Origin of the sequence: Phosphitispora fastidiosa, from assembly GCF_019008365.1 — a bacterium.
Taxonomy (GTDB): Bacteria; Bacillota; Thermincolia; order Thermincolales; family UBA2595; genus Phosphitispora; species Phosphitispora fastidiosa.
On record NZ_JAHHUL010000006.1, the window covers coordinates 132281 to 154615 of the forward strand.

16 protein-coding genes are annotated in these 22335 nt (G+C 48.3%); all 16 read left to right on the plus strand.

Annotation, left to right across the window (positions count from 1 at the left end):
* Positions 1-113: 113 nt before the first annotated feature.
* The 16 genes from Ga0451573_RS08100 (at position 114) to hemC (ending at position 22335) form a co-directional block, all read left to right on the plus strand.
* Positions 114-803 (plus strand): tetratricopeptide repeat protein, encoded by a 690-nt coding sequence (locus Ga0451573_RS08100; RefSeq protein WP_231683382.1) that lies wholly within the window; start codon positions 114-116, stop codon positions 801-803.
* A complete protein-coding gene (locus tag Ga0451573_RS20040; protein WP_231683383.1) occupies positions 800-1852 on the plus strand; it encodes a 6-bladed beta-propeller in 1053 nt (350 codons plus the stop codon). Before Ga0451573_RS08100 ends, Ga0451573_RS20040 begins: the two co-directional genes overlap by 4 nt.
* A gap of 28 nt (positions 1853-1880) precedes the next feature.
* Positions 1881-3128 (plus strand): cytochrome c3 family protein, encoded by a 1248-nt coding sequence (locus Ga0451573_RS08110; protein WP_231683384.1) that lies wholly within the window; start codon positions 1881-1883, stop codon positions 3126-3128.
* A gap of 315 nt (positions 3129-3443) precedes the next feature.
* Positions 3444-8900: a cytochrome c3 family protein gene (locus tag Ga0451573_RS08115; protein ID WP_231683385.1), complete on the plus strand. Its 5457-nt coding sequence runs from the start codon at positions 3444-3446 to the stop codon at positions 8898-8900.
* 25 nt (positions 8901-8925) lie between these two features.
* Complete coding sequence (locus Ga0451573_RS08120; protein WP_231683386.1) at positions 8926-9939, plus strand: cytochrome c biogenesis protein ResB; 1014 nt, start codon at positions 8926-8928, stop codon at positions 9937-9939.
* Entirely contained in the window at positions 9936-10424 is a 489-nt protein-coding gene (locus Ga0451573_RS08125; RefSeq protein ID WP_231683387.1) for a hypothetical protein, read from the plus strand. The genes Ga0451573_RS08120 and Ga0451573_RS08125 overlap by 4 nt, the downstream gene beginning before the upstream one ends.
* A 1-nt stretch (position 10425) precedes the next feature.
* Positions 10426-11280, plus strand: a complete 855-nt coding sequence (ccsA, locus tag Ga0451573_RS08130) for a cytochrome c biogenesis protein CcsA (protein ID WP_231683388.1) — start codon at positions 10426-10428, stop codon at positions 11278-11280.
* 126 nt (positions 11281-11406) lie between these two features.
* Positions 11407-11772 (plus strand): nucleotidyltransferase family protein, encoded by a 366-nt coding sequence (locus tag Ga0451573_RS08135; protein ID WP_231683389.1) that lies wholly within the window; start codon positions 11407-11409, stop codon positions 11770-11772.
* Entirely contained in the window at positions 11769-12257 is a 489-nt protein-coding gene (locus tag Ga0451573_RS08140; protein WP_231683390.1) for a ribonuclease toxin HepT-like protein, read from the plus strand. The genes Ga0451573_RS08135 and Ga0451573_RS08140 overlap by 4 nt, the downstream gene beginning before the upstream one ends.
* 330 nt (positions 12258-12587) lie before the next feature.
* On the plus strand, positions 12588-13559 hold the full coding sequence (locus tag Ga0451573_RS08145; RefSeq protein ID WP_231683391.1) for an SMP-30/gluconolactonase/LRE family protein: 972 nt from the start codon (positions 12588-12590) through the stop codon (positions 13557-13559).
* 23 nt (positions 13560-13582) lie between these two features.
* Entirely contained in the window at positions 13583-16615 is a 3033-nt protein-coding gene (locus Ga0451573_RS08150; protein WP_231683392.1) for a cytochrome c3 family protein, read from the plus strand.
* 239 nt (positions 16616-16854) lie between these two features.
* Positions 16855-18189, plus strand: coding sequence for a cytochrome c biogenesis ResB family protein (locus tag Ga0451573_RS08155; protein WP_231683393.1), 1335 nt, complete (start codon positions 16855-16857; stop codon positions 18187-18189).
* 52 nt (positions 18190-18241) lie between these two features.
* Positions 18242-19090 carry a c-type cytochrome biogenesis protein CcsB gene (gene ccsB, locus Ga0451573_RS08160; protein ID WP_231683394.1) on the plus strand — a complete coding sequence of 283 codons (849 nt, stop codon included), beginning with the start codon at positions 18242-18244 and terminating at the stop codon, positions 19088-19090.
* A 216-nt stretch (positions 19091-19306) separates the two neighbouring features.
* A complete protein-coding gene (locus Ga0451573_RS08165) occupies positions 19307-19954 on the plus strand; it encodes a precorrin-2 dehydrogenase/sirohydrochlorin ferrochelatase family protein (RefSeq protein WP_231683395.1) in 648 nt (215 codons plus the stop codon).
* Complete coding sequence (hemA, locus tag Ga0451573_RS08170) at positions 19923-21341, plus strand: glutamyl-tRNA reductase (RefSeq protein ID WP_231683396.1); 1419 nt, start codon at positions 19923-19925, stop codon at positions 21339-21341. The genes Ga0451573_RS08165 and hemA overlap by 32 nt, the downstream gene beginning before the upstream one ends.
* 61 nt (positions 21342-21402) lie before the next feature.
* Positions 21403-22335, plus strand: coding sequence for a hydroxymethylbilane synthase (hemC, locus tag Ga0451573_RS08175; RefSeq protein ID WP_231683397.1), 933 nt, complete (start codon positions 21403-21405; stop codon positions 22333-22335).

Here is a 22335-nt window from a genome sequence, read left to right on the forward strand (position 1 = left end):
TAAGAAAATTGCAAAATATTAGCATAGATTTATTAACTGCGGCAGGAAATTACCGAATAAATGTTGAAAATATAAACTGCTCCTGAAAATTATTGCGATGAAGGGGTTAAAATGTGAGATTGCTGCACCTCGTTAATTCACTAATAAACCACAAAATCCATTTTAGAATAAATTTTGACCAAAGGATAAGCCGCAGCAAGGCCATTGTCTTGGTTGCCCTTCTTGCTGTAATTATGGCGCTTTCCGGATACTACATCGGGGAGCAGTGGTTTTGGGTTAAAGATCAAAACCTTTATGAGTACCGCATCGAATCTTTAAAAGACCGGCTTGCCGAAAATTCCGCATCCACCAGTGTCAGGGTTGAACTGGCAATGACATATTACCTTGACGGGCAAGCGGAGAAGGCAGAGGGAGTTCTGCGAAAAGTGCTGGCAGATGAGCCTGAAAATGATACTGCTGTATTATACCTGGGGCTGATTCTTTCAGAACAGAAAAATTACCGGGAATCCATAGCTTTTCTGACCAGATATTTGGAGAAAAATCAGGGACTTGAAACCAGAATTGCCTTGTTATATCTGGGACGGAACTATCTTGAAACAGGCGCCATCGGTCCTGCCGTAACCACTCTCAGTAAGGCTGCTGAGATTGATTCGGCAAACCCTGTTGTTTATTACTATATGGGGCAGGCTTACGAAAAACTAAATGACAGGCAAAATGCCATTAATGCATATGAGAGGGCATTGGCCATTAATAATGAATATAAAGAGGCTGAGTTGGCATTGAAGAAGGTGGTAGGCCGGTGAAGGAGCATAATGACGAAAATTTAGCCGGCAAATTAGGGGAGTTTAAGGGGAACCGCCCGCGGAGGAGGAAGACAGTAACCCTGAAAACCCTGCTGTTGTTGCTTTTATTTACTTCAATAATAATTTCTGCAGTTTTTGGGTATTTGTATTACCTCGAACAAAAACCTGTTAACAGCGTTTTACCGTTAATAAATAACAAACCACCGGAGTTTCGATTTAGTATTTACGAAGGCCAAAACAGGTTCTCACATCCAATCGCAGTTGCTGTATATAACAGTTCAAATATTTACATAAGCAATAACAGAAATCATACAGTTGAAATAGTTGGCCCAAACGGAAAGTCCAAAGGTGTCATTGGGAGAGCCGGTGATTTGCCCGGGGACTTGATGTTTCCTTATGGGATTGACTTTTTGCCGGATGGCGCAATCCTAATTGCTGAGACAGGTAATTACAGGATACAGGAGTATAGTCCTGAGGGGAAGTTTGTGAAAAATTTTCTGGAACCGGGCAATAAAGCAGGGATCCAAAAACCCGGTCCGATTTGTGTTGATAAACGGGGACATATTTACGTTGGCGATCTTTCGGGGAACCAGGTGGTAAAGTTCGACAGGAATGCCAGGGTTTTGGAAAGATTCAGGAATATTTCATACCCACATGGAATAGCAGTTGATGTGGAAAGAAATAAACTCTATGTCAGTGACTCCGGAGCATCAGTTGTAAAGGTTTATGAACTTGAGGGAGAGACTGAAAGAGAATTGGGAGAGACGGTAACAGAACCACAACGGGTAATTGATTCAATTACGCCCGGAAATCGCTTTAGTATGGTCAGGGGAGTTGCTGTTGATGGAAATGGCCGCCTGTATGTGGTTGATACCATCAGCGGCAGGGTCAGGGTATTTGACAAAAATGGCGGATATTTATTCAGTTTTGGCCAACCTGGTTCCGGTGACGGAGAATTCGTTTATCCTGTAGGAATTCATGTTGATGATTCAGGGAAAATTTACATAGCTGACTGGGGGAATAACCGCATTCAGGTGTGGGGGTACTGAATGGGAACTGCTGCGGGGGATGTTGGGCATGAATGTTAAGATTAAATATTTATTGATTTTCATAATAGCGCTAGGGGTCATGGCAGTTTTTACGGGAATTGGTTCTGCTGATGATGGACCATATGTATACATCAGGTATTTCAATAATGGGACCGGTGTGGATACTTATGTCTACTGGAATGATTCCGCTGAAAATGGAGGGCCGTATAGTTTTGCCTGGGCAGATGATGTGCTGGCCAGTGGTGATGACCTGGACTGGCAGACCGAAACGCCTGATAATGCCGGAACGGCCAATGCGGTCTTTAAGCTTCCGGTAACCAAATACATTAATTATTTTTTCAGGGTCAGTGATGGAAACAAGGTCACCATTGCCCGTGCATTTCCGGTCGATTTTAACAACAGTACCAATTCTGAAAGATACCAGAACGATTACGCACACGGTAACTTTGGCCCTGGCACCGGTATGTGTGCGGCGTGTCATACCACCCATGCCGCACTGGGCGAATACCTGTTAAGACAGGCAACATATTACGAACTCTGTCTGTTGTGTCATGGAAACAGCAGTTCTCAAAGTAAATATGATGTGGAAACCGGCAGGGTTTATATGGGTTCGGAAACGGGATGGGTTGATTCTCTGGCTGGTCCCATAGGAAGCGGGGTCACCGGGATAACCTCCAAACATGATGTGGATGATACCGCTGATGTTATGACAAGCGTATATGGAAGCGAACCGGGCAAATTCCTGACCTTTACGTGTGTGTCGTGCCATAAGGGCCATGGGGGGAAAAACGATAATTACCGCCTGCTGAAGAAAACAGTTTACCCTGCTGATGAGGAATGGAATCCCCAGGAAGTCGATTTCAGAGCATATGCAGTTGTCAGGGATGCGACTGTCGGTGAGGATGTCTACTTTATTTCCGGAAACACCGAATTCTGCGCCGCCTGTCACCTGGACTATGACGAAGGGTCGGCTCATTATGCCGGCGGTGTATACAACAGTGTCTACAAACATCCGGTGACAGTCGGGTCAATTGTCTATTCTGCTGAAGCTAAAGGCTTCTGGCCGGCTGCGGGGGATTATCTGCCGCTGCAGGTGGACCCGGGGGCAGGCACCACTGACAAGAGAAATGCTGTGGTTTGCGAGACGTGCCACTTTGCACATGGCACCTACAAATCCTTTAATGTATCTCTCCCTGACACCGGTGAAACCATATCGAGCCAAAAAATGCTCAGACTGGACAATTACGGAGTTTGCCAGTCCTGCCATAAGAAGTAGGACTGTTAACCGGTATTGGATCAGGATAGTACGGTAACAGATTTCGACACAAAAACAACTTTAGCTGTGTTATAATTGATACGATATTATAAGTATAGGAGTTAGCCATTTGTTTCCGAAAGGTTGGTAGTGAGTTTGCTAAAAATGGTATTCTTTCCGGGCGCATTATTAATATTGTTCTTACTAGTCGCAGCTTATGCTGCGGCTGTTTTTTTTCGCCTACTAAGGATGGTAATAAATTGAATATTATACGTAATATTACAGGAAATAGTAGCAAGAATCTGTAGGGATGCTTTGGTATGGGGGGAGAAGTAGATGCGGAAAAAAATAATGCGGAAGAAAATGATGCTCGCCATCGGCCTGATCTTGGTGATTGCAGCAGTTGCCGGTTACCAGGTAATGGGAGCCGGTGCGGCACAGGTAACTATAGATATACTAAACGGTGAGGGGGATTTTGAAGACCTGAATCCTCCAAACCACTACAATAGCTGGCTGCATGATTTTGACAGCGGGGATACAGTTTGGAGTTATGCCCAGGACAGCAGTACCTTCAAGTCAGGCACGTATTCTGCCGGGCAGTCCAGCAGCATTACATCAGGATATGGGGTTACGGCACGGACATTAAACGGCGGGTACAGGTATTCTTTTACCACACCGGATGTGGCTGATTTTACAGCGACCCTGAGCCTGTACTATAACAAGCTGATAAGTATTATTCCGGGTTCATCCGGGACAACCAATGTCAGCAAGTGTGACCTCAAGTGGCAGGTGATGAATGCTGCGGGCACAACTGTGATCAATTACGGTGCGGTGATTGATTCAGCCACTGTCAGCGTTCTCTGGGGGGGGACCCCTTACTCGGCCAATGTTACCGGGCTGGAGCCAAACACCACATACCAGCTCCGCCTGATTGTTGATGCTCAGCATCAGGCTCAGAGATACGGTACTTCCAGTATTGCCGTTAACTGGGATGATGTGGTTTTAAATGCTGTCTATACAGATAATGCTCCTACAGTAAGTATGTCTTCACCTGCTGATCTGAGCAGCCAAAAAGGCACCATAACACTGTTGGCATCCTGCAGTGACGATTTTGGAGTAACCCAGGTTGATTTTGAATATGCCGACAATACTGCATTTACAGGGGCCACAACTCTGTCAGGGGCCACACTGGCTTCCGGAACCGTTAAAAACGGTGTCTGGGGGATAAACTGGGACACCACAGGCCTTAACGGGACCTATTATGTCAGGGCTAAGGCAGATGACGGGGTTAATCCTGCGGTAACCTCGGGCAGTTACTTCACTTACTATATAGATAATACGACGCCGGATACGGCCACAGTGATTTTACCCGCCGATGCGGCCCGGGTCAGGGGTGTTATTGACCTCGCAGCCACGGCAAAGGATAATATGAAGGTCAGTTCAGTTGCTTTTGAGTGGGCAGACAATACCGTGTTCAGCGGAGCGCAAACAGTCAGCGGAGCAGAGCTGACCGGGGGGACAATTACTGATGGTACATGGACGGCGGCTTCCTTTGATACATCCACAATGGGTGACGGGACCCGTTATATCAGGGCAGTGGTTACCGATGCTGCGGGTAACAGTCTGACAAGCAGTTATATTACTGTTATTGTTGATAATACGGCGCCAACCCTAAACCTGGAGTATTATTCCGACAGCGCTCTGACTGAACCGCTGCCGGTCTCCGGAGGGATTCCCGCTGCCAAAGCCGGAACGGTATATGTCAGGCTGAGTGCAGATGAGTCGCTGAGTTCTGCCGGCGGGGACAATCAGATAAGTATTGATGCGATAGGAATAAACAATGATATTTCCAATGCCAACTTTATCTGGGATGGAATAACGGGCACCTGGGTTTATCCCTGGACAGTTTCTGCCGGCAGTGATGGGAACACCATTGCCATTACCGTGAAGGGAACAGACCTGGCCGGGAATGAGACTACAGGGGCTCCGGAGAGCGGGGATGTTGTCAGGATTGATACAACAGAGCCGGTCCTGGGACTGGAGTATTACTCAGATGCCGGTTTGACAACCCCTCTGCCGGTTTCCGGAGGGAAACCGGTTGTTAAGGCAGGAACCACCTATATCAAGCTTGTTACCAATGAATCTTTGAGCTCTGCACCTGGGGTGAATACGGTTTCCCTTGATGCTCCCGGCACAGTAAATGATATAACCGGTGCGGCATTTACCTGGGATGCTGCTACAGAGGCCTGGAAATATGACTGGGAAGTCAGTATTGCTGATGACGGGGATAGCTTGGCAGCTTCAGTTACAGGTGAAGATGTGGCCGGGAACACCTATTCCGGGGTCCCTTCTCCAGGGGCGGCCGTAACCTTAAGGACCGTTCCGGCTCCGGAAAATGTGGAGATATCGGCTGTACCCACTTCCGTGCCTTATGATAATGTTTCTACAGCAGCTATTACTGCACTGCTTACCGACCAGTATGGCAATCTGATGGCGGGGAAGACAGTTGATTTTTCTACAGACCTGGGGACTTTTGCCGGCGGTACTTCTGCTGCTGCCGCCGTAACAGATGCTGCCGGGATTGCTGCAGTAGACCTGAAGTCCGGGACCTCCGGGATTGCAACAGTAACCGGGACAGTTAACGGGACAACAGTGACCGGGTCTGTACAGCTAACCTTTTATCCACCGGCACAGACCATTGCTATGGCGTTTCTGCCTGATAACATTCCGGCCAACAATACCACGAACTCCACAGTTACTGCAGAAGTGAACGATGCCGGTGGTATCCCGCTTCCTGACGGGACACTGATTACTTTTGAGATTACAGCAGGAACAGGAACCTTCAGTGATGGCACGGTAAGCACACAAGCGCCCATTACGGGAGGCCTCGGACGGGCGTCAGTCCAGGTGAAATCAGGAACGGTGGGTACAGTTACAGTACGCGCCTCCCTGGATGGTTCCAATAATACTGCAGATATACATTTTGTTGCCCAGGAGGTCAGTTCTGCGGAGGTTTCGCCGGCCCCTGACATCATCGACGCTGATGGCGCTGATGCAGCGGCGATAACGGCTGTACTTTTTGACCAGTACGGTGTGCCCATGCAAAGCCCGTTAAGTGTCACTTTTACTACAACCCTTGGGGACTTGTCCTCATCTACTGCTGTTACCGACTCGTCAGGTGAGGCAGTTGTGTCCCTGACCTCGGTTTCGGCAGGTGAGGCCAAGGTAAAGGTCACCTACAGCCCTAATGGGGTCAGCGCTTTTGTAGAAGTGACCCTGCGGGTGCCGGACAATATTCCGCCGGCCCTGATTAAGGCTGAAGCCACCAGTAAACAGCTCATTTACCTTACTTTCAGTGAGCCTGTCAGTTTTGACCCTGACCCGCCGGTTAACTGGGCTATTTATAAATATGTTTCCGATGAAGAATTCACCGTAGCTTACCAAGCGCCTGAGCTTATTGATGCCGACCGCAGGATAGCCAGGGTCGCTCTGGCTGAAGGGGTGGACCAGGACCCGGGCAACCAATACCCCAATCCGGAGCGCTACAAGGTTATGGTCAACGGGGTCTATGACCTCAGGGGGAATGTTATCGATACAGTATATAATTATGCTTATTGGGATAGCTATAGTCCTCATGGCAAGTATTCCAAAGTCAATGCTACCGACCTGAATAATACCATGCTGTGCGGCCAGTGCCACAGCGCCCACAGCGCTGTCGGGGAAAGGCTGGTCAACAGGGCAACTATCCAGCAGGTTTGTTTCATCTGCCATGGGACAGGAGGTATCAGTGTTTACAAGGTCCAGGATGAATTTACCGACCGCACGGCAGATGGTTCCACAATGTCATATACCCTGCACAGGTCACTGGATGATGCCGGGTACAATTTCCTTTACTGTACTGACTGCCATAACCCACATGGGGATAAACGCCCCGGGACAAACAATATCTACCCCAAACTGCTCCGGGTTGCCGATGTTGCCGGGACGGTGTATACACAGGGTAATGGGTTCTGCCTGGGATGCCACGGCGACGGCGCCGAGGGCAAGGCGCTGGGGACTTCAGTTAGTATGGCGGTTTACTGGGATGAGATCGGAGGGAGCCATGCCTGGGGTATGGGTGTTGACGGCAGCCCCCTGCCGGGCTTCCAGCCAATCCCGCACTATTCCGAGGCTTATACGGACATGAGCCCTGATTCCCGGTCAGATGTAACCTGTGTCCGCTGCCACGAGCGGCATGGTTCCCAGTACCGCAGCCTGATTGATAATTCCCTGGCGGGTAATGACAGGGAGGATCTGTGTTTCAAATGCCATAACAATTTCACCCCAAACACCATGAGTGGTGAGGATATCCAGGCAAAGTTCGGCCTGGCCAGTACTCATGAAATAAATGATCCCCTGAATACAGGTCTGACCTGCAGCAGCTGCCACGGGCCCCATAGTATCGCTGGGAGGCCGTTTGCAGAGTCAGGGAGTGCAGCGCCTGCGGCAATTTCAGACCCGGAAAACACCAAACAGAACTGGTACAGGTCAGATACTCAGGACATGGCCGGCTACTGCAACAAGTGCCATAATGTTCCTGATTCTGGGGGGATTCCGCTGTATAGTGAGCCGTTGACGGCAGTGACCTCAGCTGACAAGATAAGGCCGTTTACCATAAATTACGGTTCCCTGAGTATAAGCAACTTTGGTTATAGCTGGAACAAAAAAGAATACTTTGACATTACCAGCAGCACCAAGGCCGGGCATTACAACCCGACCAGGAGTTCTGCTCTGGACCCGGTAATGTGTGATAACTGTCATGACCCTCATGGGTCGGAATATGTCAGATTGTCCAAATATGATGAGGATACTTCCGGAGGACCGTCATCTGACGGGATGTGCTTACGCTGTCATGGCGATATAGCCGGCAGCCCGGGAGATGATGTCAGCAGGCTTGATGTGTGGTCCAATGGGTTTGAGCAACCCAGTAAGCACCCTATCTTTTCAAGTACCGGGGTCCACGTTGACACAGAAAACCTCGGCACTGCAGCGCGCCATGTTGAGTGTGTGGACTGCCATGACCCTCATGCTGCCAGGGAGGATTCTACAGATAACCTGTCAGGACCCCTATTGAACGTTTCCGGTGTTACCCGTTCGGGCAGCAGCTTAACAGAAGTAAACCCGGCGGCCGAGGACTGGGAGGTATGCTACAAGTGCCATTCTGACTACTGGGGCAATCTTGATGGGAGCAGGGACATTGCTGCAGAATTTTACCGGACGGCAACTATCGGGAGCACCAGCGGCGTATATTCATTCCACTTTGTGGAATTAACCTCAAACCCCAATGCCAGCGCCAATGTTACCCTGCACCTGGCCGCGGGCGCTGTTGACCATGAAGGTAATCCATGGACAAATACCAGCAAAATGTACTGTACCGACTGCCACGGCACACCTTCAGGGGCCAGGGGGCCCCACGGTTCACCGAACCCCGGGCTCCTTAAGGGGAGCTATGATACTACCATTGAAACCAGGGCGGACCTGCCATCTGACTTCATCTGTTTCCAGTGTCATGATGAGACATGGTACAAGACGGGACATGTGAACCGCAACCCGGCCCATATAGTCGCCTCCTGTAAGAAGTGCCATGGAATTAAGGTCCATGGGGCTAACAGGGCACATATCATCAGGACCAATAACCCTGCTGACGAAAGTTATGACCCCGAGTCAGTGATTGACAGCGCAGTTCCACACCCTGATGAGCTGATTTGGCAGAATTGTACATCTTCAGACCCGGCCTGTACCAGCAAGCATTAAAGATTAGCAGCGGAGGGCGGCAGACATGACAAAACCGGCAGATAGCAGTAACCAGGAGTTTATCAGGAAACTGGCAGGATTACCGGCAAGCCCTGTACTGACCCTTGTGCTTCTGGCGGTTCTGCTTGTCTTCCTGTATTTGGGGACGACCGGTATGTTTAAGAGCGCATCAGGAACCGACAGCCTTAGTTCCGAGATATTTTTTTCTCCCCTGTTCCTGGCAGTGGTTCTCATGTTTGAGATTAACCTTATCAGTTGTACCGTCAGGCAGTTGAAAAAGGCGGTTACCCGCCACATGAAGGCCTCGGTTTTGTTCCACACAGGTTTGATTATTATAGTTTTTGGGGCCCTGATTCAACTTGCCTTTGGCTTTACCGGATATGTCCGTATCACTGAAGGAGCTGTCATTGAGAATAGCCCGAACCAGTACTATATTGCCAGAGAGGGAATTTTTCACCTGCAGGAACCAGGAAAATCAGAACTGTTCCTGCAAAAGACAGATATCCCGCCTGGTAATGCCCCTGAAGAGGCCAAGGGTCTGCTTGCTCTGGTCAGGGACGGGGAGGTTGTTGCCAAAGACTGGGTTGGTAAGGGGGGGGGCCTGTCCTATAAACGGATGGATATTGCCTTTAACCGGATGGGTTATTATCTTATGCTTGATTTTTCCGACACCCTGGGTAAAACGTCTGTTTATCCCCTGCTTCTGCAGAGTATGGAGACACCCGGCGGCAGCGCATACAGCGGCAGCAGGACAATTTTCGGAACAGATTACGTGATTTCGGTTAGGTCCCGGGATATTCCGGAATTTGATATCACAGTTGACAAAAACGGCACCGGCAGGCAGGCGGAAACTGTCTATCAGGGCACGGCTGCAGTTGGGGACACAGTATCACTGGAGCGGCACAACATCACCCTGAGTCACCTTACTCCCTGGATGATATTCCGCACCAGGTACGAATATGGTTTTTATATCATCTATGCCGGTATGATTATTGCTGCAGCCGGGATGTTGATCCTCTATGGGAGGCGGGACCTGTGAGAAAAGTTAAATTCTTAACTGTATGGGCGAAGGCGCTCTTGATTCTGGCGGCGCTCACCTTCAGTATGGTGAGTGGGTGCAGCCGGCTGGAGGGTAAGGATGACGGCCAGATCAGAAATACTGTTATCAAATATAATGAAACCCTGCCCCTGGCTTATGCAGGGGAGACGGCGATATTGAAAAGTGTGGCTACTGAGCGGGAGATGCAAAGAGTGGAGCTGTTTAAGGTTCAGTTGGCTGAAGAGAATAAGGTAATCAGAGTAAATCCGGTCTCCCTGGAGGTTAATGAAATCGAACGGGATTCCTCAGGGGAGGTATCTGTACAAGCTCTTGAAATATGGGAGTACCGCCATCTGGACAGCGCTACACTTAAACCGCTGGGCCAATGGAGCAAAATCAGATATAAGGCCGTTTACCTTCTTGTAAGCAGTGACAAAGGCTGGCTGGTTGACAATATTGATTTTGAGGAAGAACTGGTGAATTGAAATGAATAATGGGGCTGACATTTTACTCCTGACAGCAGCAGGGTTTCACTGGGCGGCAGTAGTGTTTTATGCTGCCGCCACAGTATTGTTCTTCCTGGGGTTTGCCTTTAAAAAAGATGGATGGTCAAAAACGGGGGTAATCCTGATAATTTGCGGCGCTGTTGTCCATACAGCCGCCTTGGGTGTCAGGTGGGCGGCTGCCGGGCATGGGCCGTTTATGAAAAAATATGAGATCCTGTCATCATATGTTTTGATAGCCATGTACATGTACCTGGGAGTCCTGAAAAAGCGTCCCGGCTTAAGGTCAGCGGGGATTTTTGTGATGCCTGTGTCCCTGATAATTATGGGCCTGGCTCTGACTTCATCATCAGCGGTTGTGGAGATGCCGGCCAGCTTTAATTATGTCTGGATTGTGCTTCATGTCCTGTTTGCCCAGGCCTCTTACGGTTCCGGTCTGATTGGGGCAGGGCTGGCGCTGCTGTACCTGTTGAAAGAAAAGGCCCAGAACAGAGGGGCCGTGACAGGAGTGTACCGGAACATGCCTACACTGGAAAACATGGACAGGCTGAGCTACAGGTTTCATGGGTTTGCCTTCCTGGCTGTCGGTGTCATGACTGCCTCCGGAGCCGTTTGGGCCAACTATGCTTGGGGCAGGTACTGGGGCTGGGACCCGGTGGAAAACTGGTCACTTATCTCATGGCTCCTGTACGGGATATACCTGCATTTAAGAAGAATCCATGGGTGGGCCGGAAAAAGGGCGGCCTGGTTTTCCTTTGCCGCTTTTCTGGTGCTGGTTTTCATCCTGGCCGGAATAGGCTGGGTGTATCAGTCTGTTCATGCGCCGTATTTTATATAAGCAGGCGCAGGTGGTTTTCGACAGCATTTCCTTTTGCCAGCAGGGCTAATCACTGGTATAATTAAGTTGATTAAAAACTGTCTCAAGCGGATGTTATGATCTATTTTCTCCTGAGGAGATGTTACTATGTTATTGACACCGGAGAAGAAAAGAAAATATTCCCTTGGTTGGCGTAAGAGAGAAGATGCCAGAAAACAGCTGCTGGGAAAGCGAAAAACAGAAGCTTTTAAAAAAGCCCGGGCTGCTGCAAAATTTCTCAAAGAGAAATATGGAGTAGAGGTATATCTTTTTGGTTCTCTTGCCTGGGGTGGGTTTTGGGAGAAGTCGGATATTGACCTGGCATTGGAAGGGCTGGATGATCCCAAACAATATTTGAAGGTCTTTGGTGAAGCCTGGGAAGTGGTATCACCTTTTGAACTTGACCTGGTGATGTTTCAGGATATTGATGATGATTTTCGTAATGAGATCAGGAGCAGGGGAGTGGCCTTATGACAGGGACTGTATTGGTTGTTACGGCACGGATAAGAAAAGAATTAAAAAATCTTGACATGCTCAGGAAAGAGATTGTCGAAATGTTGGAACGGGGTGGTGCAGAGAATGATTCGGAAAGGAAGAGGGCTTTTTCATCACTGCTGCATGATTTTTATACCTGTGTGGAAAGAATGTTTCAGACTGTAGCTAAAGGTCTAGATGAATATGTGCCGGATGGGGATAACTGGCATAAATTATTACTTGAACAAATGACATTATCGCTTGAAGAGAGAAGACCTGCTGTTATTAGTGAAAAGTTAGGCGCCAAATTGATGGAATACCTTGCATTTAGGCATCTGGTCCGCAATATTTACGGTTTCCAACTGGAATGGGCAAAGATGGACTATCTGGCTAAAGACTTGCCGGAAGTAGTTGATTGGATAAGAGACGAGGCAGATAGTTTTGTAAAAATCATTGAAGATATAACCAAAGGTCAAATTAATTAGAAACAATCCTAAAGATAAAAAACCAACCCTAAAGATAAAAAACCAAACTTAAAGTTGACAAGCACCCTCAGGTAGTGAAAGAGGGTGTTTTTTTGTAGACTTTCTCTGGATAAATTAGGCCTACAGACACTTTACTGGCAGCTTAGGCAGAGTTTAACTCAAGTTCCCGAAATTTTCAGACAAATTCTCAGGGGAATCGGCAGGAATCGCGTATAGATTCTAGAAAATAGAGCACAGACAAGTAATAGGTTTTTCTATTATTAAATTTAAGAAAAATTTCTCAAATTAAAGATCTCAGCCTCCAATATTACCTCGGGAGATGATGCAGAAATGCGGGCAGCAAGAGTGGCGGCATCTATTGCGTCCTTGTGCCTGGTGACCGGGTTAATTGTTTATGGCGGAGTTTTTTTATGGCCCGGCCTGGCCGGTTCCAATCCGCTTTTAACTGAACTGGGGATTACCGGGGACGAGGACAAACAGACGCCTGAATACCTTTATTCCATCGGCAGCGAAGAAGACGGTCCGGTGAGGCCAAATGCAGTTGCTGTTGACCGTAAGCATCGGGTGTATATAACTGATGCCGGAACAGCCAAGGTTTTTGTTTATTCGGCCAAGGGCAGGAAGATATCCGAGTTTGGGGGGCCGGGAAACGGTGAGGCTGATTTCAGTTTTCCCAATGGCCTTGTTGTTGCCGGTGACGGAAACCTTATAATTGCCGATTCAGTGCAGAAAAACATCCGGGTTTTCAGTCCGGAAGGCCGGTATCTCAGAACAATAATGGAAAACACCGCAGGTGTTAAGCCGGGTTCCCTTACCAGGGGCAGCGACGGGGTTATTTATGTCTCCGACCTGATGAACAACCGGGTGCTGGCTGTTGATGAAAATGGCCGGAATCTTAAGGAAGTTTCCGATACCCAGGAGCCATTAAGTTATCCCCAGGGTACGGCAGTTGACAAAGAAGGCAGGATTTGGGTTGCAGACAGTGGTAATTTCTCGGTCGGTATTTTTGACCATCAGGGTACTTTCATCAAAAAAATAACCGGAGGCGGGGAACCGGAAACCCCTTTTTCGATGGTTCGCGGCATCGCTGTGGATAAAGTGGGGAGGGTTTACATTTCTGACACCATCTCTCACCATATCAGGATATTTGATTCCACAGGAAGGCAAATTTCCGTATTTCCCGGCACAGAAGAAGGTGAAGGGACTCTGGTTTTCCCTACCGGGATTTTTATCCACGATGATGGCAGTCTGTATGTTGTCGACCGCGGCACCGGTGATATCAAGGTCTTTTCACCAAATTAAATCGGTTCAGGAGTTGATGATATATGAAGAAACCAGAGCGGGATATCAGGACCTTTGGCCGTTTTATTAAAAGGAAAACAATAATTGCCGTGGTTTCAACAGTGCTGGCGGCCGGGATGGCTGTCGGCTATTTCCTGATGCCGGCTTCAGGAACGGTTGAGGAAGCGCTTAATGGTGACGGCGCAATGGATAGTGCAGCACAGGTAGGCGCCTGGACTCTGGTAAACGCCGCCGGGATAAGCGCCTGGGACCCGGATGATACCCAGATGTTTGCCGGGAGCGGTTCCGGCAGGCTCAGTTCATCTGTAGGGGCAGATGCTGTTTTTGACAGCTATGTTTATTACCGTTTTACTACATCTGACAGGGCTCCGGTATCGGTTACCCTGGATCTGGTGTACCGGAAAAACTCCGGCACAGTTCAGCCTTTGACCGGAGAATGGGATGTCCTGGCAGAGGTATGGAAAGTTGGCGCAACTGAGCCGCTAAAAACCATTGCTATCGATGCGGGCAATGCCAATATCGATTTTACTGCTTTGCCATCTGAGGAACTGAATGTGATTAATGAAGCAAATACTCAATATGAACTCAGGCTGATTCAAAAGGGGGTAACCGGCAGTGACCCTGCGGCCGGGATGACAGTGTGGTTTGATGAGGTAAAGATCAATGCGGCATATGATACCACACCTCCTGCTCCGGTATCTGCTGCTGCCGTTACCGACAGTTCGGCAGACATTGTTTTCAATGAGAAGGTTGACCGGATTACTGCTGAAAATACCTCAAATTATGCGCTCACCCCTGAACTGGCAGTTAATACAGCGGTGTTACAGGCTGACGGCGTCACGGTAAGACTGCAAACCGCTGCCCAGGCGAAGGATGCCGGTTATTCTATTGCGGTTAACGGGATAAAAGATGTTTCCGAAAATATCATGTCTGCAGAAGAGACTGTCAGTTTTACGGGTATTGATACTACGCTGCCCGTGATAGTCTCAGCGGTTTCGGTTAACAGTACTGCTGTGGACGTAGTCTTTAGTGAGCAGTTGGACCGGACAGCTGCAGAAAATACGGTTAATTATGCCATCGCCCCTGAACTGGCGGTAAGCGAGGCAGCCCTTCAGCCTGACGGGAAGACAGTCAGGCTGACAACACAGCCACAGGGGTGGGGGACTCAGTATACCCTTACGGTTAACAGTGTAAGTGATGTGTCGGGTAATATTATATCCGGTACTGAAGGGAACACAGTGGATTTCGCGGCAGTGGATAATCTTCCCCCTGAACTCATGTATGTAACCGTTACCAATAACAGCACCTTAAGGTTGGAATTCGGCGAAAAAGTGGAGGCGCTGACAGCTGAGGATATTACCAACTATGCTGTTACTCCGGACATGGAGGTTAACAGCGCTGCCCTGCAGCAGGACAGCAAAACCGTTGTCCTGACCACAGCGGCACAGACCCCTGATGTCATTTACACAGTAAAAGTTTCAAATATCAAGGATCTTGCGGGGAATTCAGTGGGTGCAAGGAATTCCGGTACATTTACCGGAGCAGTAACAGACAGTGTGCCGCTAGCTGTATTATCTGCTTCAGCACCCAACAGTTCCCGGGTTGATGTGGTCTTCAGCGGGGCGGTTAACCCTTACACAGCACAAGCTGCCGCCAATTACTCCATATCTCCGGAGCTTAGTGTCATTGAAGCATATCTGCAGCCTGATGGTATGACTGTGAGTCTTACCACAGGATCCCACACCCCGGGGCAGGCATATACGGTAACGGTGCAGGGCGTCAGAGACCCTGCCGGCAATGTTATCGACACCACCCAAAACACTGCCGGTTTCAACGGATCGGCGGCAGCAGTCCGGACTCCTCATGGGAGCTACCTTGATGATACTAATGAGTGTTCCAAATGCCATATAACCCATGACGGCCAGGGACAGGGCCTGATATCAGTGGAATCGGTTAATTCCCTCTGTTACCTGTGCCATGATGCCGGTGGTCAAAGCCGGTATGACACGGCAGGACAGTATGAAATTAACAGTACCAGCTATCACGATGTTCCCCAGGAAACTCAGAGATGTACCGACTGCCATAATCCCCATGATGGAGGGCAGGATGCTGACGGTAACTTTATACACTGGCCAAGGCTGCTGCAGAGTTCTGCAGACCCTGGCGCCAATGGGGGCAATCAGTTTTGTTTTAGCTGCCACCGGACAGCTCAGGACGGAGCAAGGGCTATTGAACCGGACAACTATCCTGCCACTGGGGAGGGGCATAATGACCCTGATTTCACAATCAACGGAATGCAGCCCTTTAACGGCAGTTCAGGTACTGATATCACCTGTCTGGGCTGTCATGATAATCATGGTTCAGGGATATCTTCAATATTAAAAGAGAATCCCAATGGAGATGCTGTCAGCGTAAAGACCAATGACCGGAATTTTTGTTACGAGTGCCACAACACAGCGAGTTCCGATGGCAGATATCCCGGACAGGCTGTATTTGACAGATCAAAACACGGTCTTGTAAGCAGCCTGAATACCAATACCGAACTGCCGGGTGCGGCAGGTCAGGCAGGTCAGTGTGCCAACTGCCATGATGTCCACGGGACGGCTGACGGTACCTCAGGAGTCAGAGTAAAAACCCTGAGAGGAGTATATAATGACGGGAAAACCAGTTTTGCTGCCGCAGACTTCGGGATATGTTTTCAATGCCATAACGAAAGCAGCCTGAATCCTGATTATGATATCCAGAGTCAGTATAATGCACCTGAAGGAGGACACCGAATCAAGACAGCAGGAGGCACACTTGAAGTTGGCTCTGTGATGCCCTGTGAGACCTGTCACTCCCTGCACGGTTCTGCTAACAATAATAAGTATTCTCTAAAAGATAATCTTGGTGTTAGCCTGGGAGATGGCAGGAATGAATGCCTGGCATGCCACCAAGACGGTAAAACGGTGGTCGGAATAGCCATGTCCCCTCCGCCCCAAAAAGTAGGGGGACACCGCCAGAGCAGCAGGGCAGCATGCCTCAATTGTCACGGCAGCCCGCACAATTTAAATTAATGAAGTTATTCAATAATTGTGTTCATGACGGGCATAATAAATTTTGATAAATGTTTGTTCCGTTATTGCCATACTTTTGCCACAAAATAGTGATAATATTGACAGGAAGGGTTGTAAACTACGCTGAGCAATAGTATAATTTTGAAGGAAAAATAAGGTTTCAGGCGAATTTAAGAAAGTGAGGTTATTGTTGCTTTAAGCACGTCTGGACTACCGACCATGAAGGAGGATTATCATTAATGCCCGAAAACAGGAAAAAAGATGCAACCGGAACCGAAGAAAGAAATCTCCTGACAGGCAAAGAGGGTGGCTCAGAAGCTGACAGGAACATAATCGACGTAGTCTGGAACTTTCTCAGTTCCATGAAGCTGGGGATTATTCTCCTGCTGGTGTTAGCTGCGGCTTCAATTATCGGGACTATCTGGGTACCCAGGGATATGTATGGCCAGCCTGATTACCTTAAGTTTTATAACCACCCGGTGTTTAATATTATTCTGGCCCTGCTGGCGCTCAATATCCTGGTTTGCAGCATCAATAGGTGGAGATTAATCAAAAGTACCCTGAGTGGTCCGAGTGTTGCCGCTGCCGAAAACGTTGTTAAAAAGTCGGGGGAAGCCCTTAAGATTAAGGCAGATCCCGCTCAGGCGGCGGAGAAAGTCAGAGATTTGCTTAAAAGAAAAGGATATCGTATTTTTTCGAGCCAGGAAGGTGATGCAATTAAGATAGCATCAGATAAAGGGCATTTGGGCATCCTGGGGCCTTACCTGACTCACCTGAGCTTTTTTATTATGATAGTTGCTATTGTGGTTAAATTCAGTGGTTTGGTGGGCTTTGACGGCCAATTCGCCGGCTGGGAAGGGGAAACCTACAGCCTGGGTGATGTTCAGGGCATCCAAAATGTTGACTATGACGATTATTTTGATATCAGGGTGAACAGTTTCCGGACAGAATACCGGCCGGACGGTCATGAGATAAAACAGTGGTTCAGTGATGTGACGGTAATTGACGGGGATAAGGAAACTGATTTCAGCATCTTCGTGAATCAACCTCTCGTTTATAATGGAATCAAGTTTTACCAGTCATCTTACGGTCATCAATATGTTGGGAAATATTCCCATAATCCTGAGGATACTCATGAGTTTACTATAGGCCAGGGAGGGCAGGATTATCTTTGGGATGAAGAGACCAATCTGGCATTTGTGCCAACCGGCTTCGAGGATGGGACTAAAAGGGTCAAGCTGCAGATATATAAGGGACAGCAAATTGTTGATGAAGTTGATGCAGTGTTGAACCAGCCGGTTAAATATGAAAATGTGGAAGTTGTTTTTGAAGGGGTTAGGAGCTATACTGTGCTCTCAGCCAAGAAAGACCCCGGAGTTCCTATTATAGGCGCCGGTTCTATTCTGCTGATTGTGGGAGTTGTTATTTCTTTTATCCTCAGGCAGAGAAAAATTTGGTCCATTATCAGGCCTGATGCCAAGGGAGCCCTGGTTCAGATTGGCGGCATATCAGCAAAGGATAAGCGCGGTCTGGACAGCGACCTTGAAGAAATAACGGCAGCTCTGAAGAAGTAGCCGGAGTTCCTAAGAGAACTTCAGGAGCCAACTAATATAAGGGGTGAAATTAATGGACCTGGTTACACTGGAACAGCAATCGTTTACGGCGACATTTATTGCTTATGGAGTGGCATCACTGATTTACGTAATATACCTGGGGTATAAAAATGAAAGTTTTGCCCGCCTGGGAACTATTGCTACTATAATCGGTTTAATTACTAATACAGCATTTCTTATTCTAAGATGGAAGATAAGCGGCCATGCACCTTTTGTCAACGGGTATGAGTTCCTCCTCTCTTTTACATGGGGGATTGCCGTGATTTACCTGTTTGCTGAATGGCGCTACCGGACAAAAATAATCGGGGCTTTTGTAATGCCCATTGCTTGGTTTCTCCTGGCCTGGGTAGCTATGAAAATGCCGCAACAGGCAAGGTATGCAGGCAACCTGATGCCGGCGCTCCAAAGCAACTGGCTGACCATTCATGTGGCTACTGCCATGGTATCATACGGAGCATTTGCCCTTTCCTGCGGAACCAGTATTATGTACATTGTTAAGAAGGTACTGGAAGATAATAATTCCAAAAGCAGCTTCAATAAGCGCTTGCCTTCACTTGACGTCCTGGATGATATGAGCTATAAGGCCATTGCTATCGGGTTTCCCCTCTTGTCAGCTGTAATTATAACCGGGGCCATATGGGCTGAATTTGCCTGGGGCCGTTACTGGAGCTGGGACCCCAAAGAGACATGGTCCCTGATCACTTGGCTAGTTTATGCCGCCTACCTGCATGCCCGCTTTACTTACGGGTGGCGGGGCAATAAGGCAGCCTGGATGTCTGTGCTGGGATTTGCCTTTGTCCTGTTTACCTTCTTTGGAGTAAACTATTTCCTGTCAGGGCTTCACGCTTATGGAGGGCTCTAAGATATAGTTTCAGGAAATTAACAAGCCATGGCAATCCCATGGCTTGCTGATGTTTGTAGTTTGTGCCGGGGATAACTTGGAAAAGATTTTCCCTTGGTTAGTGTGCGCCTTTGCGTTATAATAAGAACTGTGGTTTTTGGTTGCAGGAATATTTGACACAGTAGAGAATATATACACAATACTTTCGGCAAAAGGCTGTTTAGGGAAGTGGTTTGGTTGCTTAATTATTATCCCGTATATTTGAAGCTTGATGGCAAAAAGTGTCTTGTGGTGGGCGGCGGTAAGGTAGCTGAGCGAAAAGTCAGGAGCATTTTGGAGGCAGGTGCCAGGGTATATGTTGTCAGCCCGGTACTTACCAATTGGCTTGAAGAGGCTGCTGCAATGGGCACAGTTACAGTAATAAGAAGAAATTATACTACAACTGACCTGGAAAATGCTTTCCTGGTTATTGGCGCTACCGATGCCCCTGTTATTAACAGCAGGGTTGCCCGTGACTGTCATGACCGGAATATCCTGGTGAATATAGTTGACAGTCCTGCAGACTGCAATTTTATTGTCCCTTCAGTTTTCCGGCAGGGATCTTTGAGTATCAGTATTTCCACCGATGGTAAAAGCCCGATGCTGGCCCGCCGCATCAGGGAAGAGCTGGAGATGGAATTCGGGCCCGAATATCACGAATTTCTTGAGTTGATGTGTGAAATAAGAGAGCACATTATAAGGACTGTTCCTGATGAGGAACAGCGCCGGGATATGTTTAAAGAGCTTGTTTATTCAGATATTATTCAATTGCTGAAAGATGGTCAGCGTGAAAAAGTGAAGGAGCGGATAAGTTATGTACTTGGTAACAGTTGGACTCAATCATAGGACTGCGCCGGTGGAAATCCGTGAAAAACTCAGCTTTACCGAGGATTCGCTGCCTAAGCATCTGGACAAGCTGACATCCAGCGGGATAGTCCGCGGTTGTGTTATTCTGTCTACCTGTAATCGCACCGAGATTTATGCTGCCGTTCTGGATGTTGATAAAGGACTGACCAGGATAAGGGAACATCTTGCCAAATGCTGCCGCAGTGAACATAGTGAACTGAAGAACTATCTCTATACCTACACATTGTTTGATGTCATCCCTCACTTGTTTAGAGTTGTCTCCGGACTTGATTCCATGATTCTCGGAGAGACCCAGATTTTGGGACAGGTTAAAACTGCCTACCAGGTGGCATGTGAACACGGCGCCACCAATAGGGTTCTGAATACTCTTTTTCGTCAGGCAATTACTGTAGGCAAGAAAGTCAGGACTGAAACCATGATTGACCGGAATGCCGTATCTATCAGTTATGCGGCTGTTGAGCTGGCCCGGCAGATTTTTGAAGGACTGGACGGGAGAACAGTGATGGTTATAGGGGCTGGCAAGATGAGTGAACTGACAGCCAAGCATCTTGTGGCCAATGGAGTGGAGAGTGTTATCGTTTCCAATCGTTCTGCTGTTAAGGCTGAGGCTCTGGCAAAACAATTTGGCGGCAGGGCGGTACGGTTTGATGAACTCATTGACCATATGGCTGCCGCAGATATTGTAATAACGGCGACAGCCGCACCCCATTGTATTTTAGAAAAGCCTGAACTGGTAAAGGTTATGGAAATGAGAAATGGAAAGAAAATTTTTATCATAGATATCGCGGTTCCCCGGGATGTTGACCCTGCTGTGGCTGAAATTCCGGGGGTAAACCTTTTTGATATTGATGAACTGCAGCATGTTGTTGACAGTAACCTGGAACAGAGGAAGAAGGAAGCCCATAAAGCTGAAAAGATTATTAAAGAGGAAATTAACGAGTTCTGGAAATGGCTGAGCATGCAGTTTGTTACCCCTACCATTGCTGCACTGAAGAAGCGCGGTGAGGAAATCAGGCAGAAAGAAATGCAGAAGGCTTATAACCGTCTGGGTAACCTTACAGATCGGGAGAAAAAGATCATCAGTTCCATGACAAACTCTATTGTCAACCAATTGCTGCATGATCCGGTAATGGAACTGAAAAAATATGCCCTGACCAAACAGGGGCATCTGTATACTGAAATCCTGCAGAATCTGTTTAACCTTGATGTCCCTAATGAGAAGAAGTTTGCTGCAGAAAGGCCGGAAGAATGTCCTCTTGATGCTGAGAGCAATTCCGGAGGACATCCGGGAGGACATCCGGGAGGACACCCCGGAGAACATCCCGGAGAACACCCGATGCGTAATCATGCAGTGGGCATTGAATAAGACAGGGAATTTTGAAGTGAATGACTTTAAAATATATGGCAGTTGATTTGGAGGTAGGATCATGGCAAGGGAAATTATAGTCGGCACCAGAGACAGCGCACTGGCGATGTGGCAGACAAACTGGGTTGTGGATAGCCTCAGGAAGCATAATCCAGATTACTCCTTCCGGATTGTAAGCCTGAAAACTCAGGGGGACAAGATTCTTGATGTGGCCCTGGCAAAGATCGGTGATAAGGGCCTGTTTACCAAGGAACTTGAAGTAGGGATGCTGGAAGGTGATATTGACCTGGCTGTGCACAGCATGAAAGATTTGCCAACCGTGCTTCCTGAGGGCCTGATGATAGGCTGCATATGTGAGCGGGTAGACCCGCGGGATGTGGTCATCTCAAGGCAGGGTAAGACTCTCAGAGAACTGCCTGAGGGTGCCAGAGTAGGGACAAGCAGTCTCAGGAGGTGTGCCCAGCTTTTGAAGTTCAGACCTGACCTGCAGCTAGAACCCTTACGGGGGAACCTGAACACAAGAATGGCCAAACTGGAGCGCAATAATCTTGATGCCATAGTCCTGGCTGCTGCCGGGGTGGAACGCATGGGGTGGGGGGACAGAATAACTGAATACCTCGCAACCGATGTCAGTTTGCCCGCTGTCGGACAGGGTTCTATTGGTATAGAAATCAGGGAAAATGACCGGGAGGTCCATGAGATTGTCAGCAAGCTTAATCATTTTCCCTCACAGGCTGCAATTACTGCCGAAAGGGCAATGCTCAGGAAGCTTGAAGGCGGCTGCCAGATTCCTATCGGATCGCTTGGGACCGTTACCGGTGACAAGCTGACCCTGGAGGGTGTTGTGGCAGGCCTGGACGGTAAGGAACTAATCAAGGCAAGTGTATCCGGTCCTGTTGGTGATGCTGCTGTACTTGGACAGCAGCTGGCTGACAAGCTCATTGAGATGGGAGCGGACCGAATCCTAAAATCTGTAAGGCAGGAGTTATTATAA

Excerpts from the sequence above, each read along its gene's own strand:
- Ga0451573_RS08110 (WP_231683384.1), top strand. The coding sequence starts at position 1,881 with ATGAATGTTAAGATTAAATATTTATTGATTTTCATAATAGCGCTAGGG.
- Ga0451573_RS08115 (WP_231683385.1), top strand. The coding sequence starts at position 3,444 with ATGCGGAAAAAAATAATGCGGAAGAAAATGATGCTCGCCATCGGCCTG.
- Ga0451573_RS08120 (WP_231683386.1), top strand. The coding sequence starts at position 8,926 with ATGACAAAACCGGCAGATAGCAGTAACCAGGAGTTTATCAGGAAACTG.
- ccsA (WP_231683388.1), top strand. The coding sequence starts at position 10,426 with ATGAATAATGGGGCTGACATTTTACTCCTGACAGCAGCAGGGTTTCAC.
- Ga0451573_RS08135 (WP_231683389.1), top strand. The coding sequence starts at position 11,407 with ATGTTATTGACACCGGAGAAGAAAAGAAAATATTCCCTTGGTTGGCGT.
- Ga0451573_RS08140 (WP_231683390.1), top strand. The coding sequence starts at position 11,769 with ATGACAGGGACTGTATTGGTTGTTACGGCACGGATAAGAAAAGAATTA.
- Ga0451573_RS08145 (WP_231683391.1), top strand. The coding sequence starts at position 12,588 with ATGCGGGCAGCAAGAGTGGCGGCATCTATTGCGTCCTTGTGCCTGGTG.
- Ga0451573_RS08150 (WP_231683392.1), top strand. The coding sequence starts at position 13,583 with ATGAAGAAACCAGAGCGGGATATCAGGACCTTTGGCCGTTTTATTAAA.
- Ga0451573_RS08155 (WP_231683393.1), top strand. The coding sequence starts at position 16,855 with ATGCCCGAAAACAGGAAAAAAGATGCAACCGGAACCGAAGAAAGAAAT.
- ccsB (WP_231683394.1), top strand. The coding sequence starts at position 18,242 with ATGGACCTGGTTACACTGGAACAGCAATCGTTTACGGCGACATTTATT.
- hemA (WP_231683396.1), top strand. The coding sequence starts at position 19,923 with ATGTACTTGGTAACAGTTGGACTCAATCATAGGACTGCGCCGGTGGAA.
- hemC (WP_231683397.1), top strand. The coding sequence starts at position 21,403 with ATGGCAAGGGAAATTATAGTCGGCACCAGAGACAGCGCACTGGCGATG.